General features: G+C 57.4%; 1 protein-coding gene. It reads left to right on the plus strand.

All coding sequences use genetic code 11. From position 1 onward, the window contains the following. Positions 1–652, plus strand: a 652-nt coding sequence (locus tag JIN85_RS20765; protein WP_200274453.1) for a transposase, incomplete at both ends; no start/stop codon positions are given.

Below are 652 nucleotides of genomic sequence, written 5' to 3' on the forward strand. Positions count from 1 at the left end.
GCCTTCGGAAATCAAAAACTCAGACGCAACAAAAGTGACACTGCCGACGCCCGGCTCATTGCACGATTCCTCGTTGCCGAACAAAACGACCTCACCCCATGGGCTCCAAAAACCACTGAAAACGAACAACTCACCGAGCTCGTCCGCTACACCGAATCCATCACCCGCGAAATCGCCAAACTCAAAACCAAATGCGAATCCGCCATCGATCCCATCGTCCTCAAATCCCTAAGCCGCAGAATCAAATCCGAACAAAAGGAACTCGCCGCCATTCGTCTCCGCATCAACGCCATCATCAAATCCAGCGACACCATCAGGAAGAGCGACCAGCTCATCCGCTCCATCCCCGGCATCGGTGAAATCAGCAGTCACCTCATGCTCGCCGAGATCCCCGATCTCACCCACTTCAGCAACGCCCGCCAGCTCGCCGCCTGGGCTGGAGTCACCCCGTGCCACTTCGTCAGCGGCGCCTCGGGTCGCCCCACCACCCCCATCACCAAAGTCGGCTCCACCCACCTTCGGCGTGCCCTCTTCATGCCCGCCATGACCGCACGGAACAACAACCCCTTGCTCAAAACCTTCGCCGATCGGCTCCAGGAAAATGGCAAAAAGCCCAAGCAAATCATCATCGCCATCATGCGAAAACTGCTCC

The organism is Luteolibacter pohnpeiensis (genome assembly GCF_016595435.1).
In the GTDB taxonomy this organism is placed as follows: domain Bacteria; phylum Verrucomicrobiota; class Verrucomicrobiia; order Verrucomicrobiales; family Akkermansiaceae; genus Luteolibacter; species Luteolibacter pohnpeiensis.